This window comes from Dickeya sp. ws52, from assembly GCF_007210685.1.
In the GTDB taxonomy this organism is placed as follows: Bacteria; Pseudomonadota; Gammaproteobacteria; order Enterobacterales; family Enterobacteriaceae; genus Dickeya; species Dickeya chrysanthemi.
Genome location: NZ_SZVX01000053.1, coordinates 1 through 646 on the forward strand (window position 1 = coordinate 1; position 646 = coordinate 646).

The window sequence follows — 646 nt, forward strand, 5'->3', positions numbered from 1 at the left end:
TTTTCCTCGGGGTACTGAGATGTTTCAGTTCCCCCGGTTCGCCTCATTAACCTATGGATTCAGTTAATGATAGTGTGTCGAAACACACTGGGTTTCCCCATTCGGGTATCGTCGGGTATAACGGTTCATATCACCTTGCCGACGCTTATCGCAGATTAGCACGCCCTTCATCGCCTCTGACTGCCTAGGCATCCACCGTGTACGCTTAGTCGCTTAACCTCACAACCCGAAAGTGTCTCGGGATGCGAGTATTTTGAGAGACTCGAACAACACATGAACTCGCATTCACATGCCGTCGTTTCAAATTATTCAGCTTGTTCCGGATTGTTAAAGAGCAGATAACATAAACCTGACTATCTCTAATCAGTTTTAGGTTAGCGTTGACCGTGTCTTTCACCCACCGTCAGTCATATTGGCGTCCCCTAGGGGATTCGAACCCCTGTTACCGCCGTGAAAGGGCGGTGTCCTGGGCCTCTAGACGAAGGGGACATCACTTGTCAGCTTCGCAAGACGCTTTTGACTCTTTCTTATCATCAGACAATCTGTGTGGACACCACGCAGGCACTTCTACTCGGTAAGGAGGTGATCCAACCGCAGGTTCCCCTACGGTTACCTTGTTACGACTTCACCCCAGTCATGAATCACA

The 646-nt window shown here is 49.5% G+C and carries 1 tRNA gene and 2 rRNA genes; all 3 read right to left on the reverse strand.

From position 1 onward, the window contains the following. A 23S ribosomal RNA gene (locus tag FDP13_RS21460) occupies positions 1–219 on the reverse strand; the annotation flags it as partial. Between the two features lie 194 nt (positions 220–413). After that, positions 414–489: transfer RNA gene (locus FDP13_RS21465), tRNA-Glu, on the reverse strand. 86 nt (positions 490–575) lie between these two features. Next, a 16S ribosomal RNA gene (locus FDP13_RS21470) occupies positions 576–646 on the reverse strand; the annotation flags it as partial.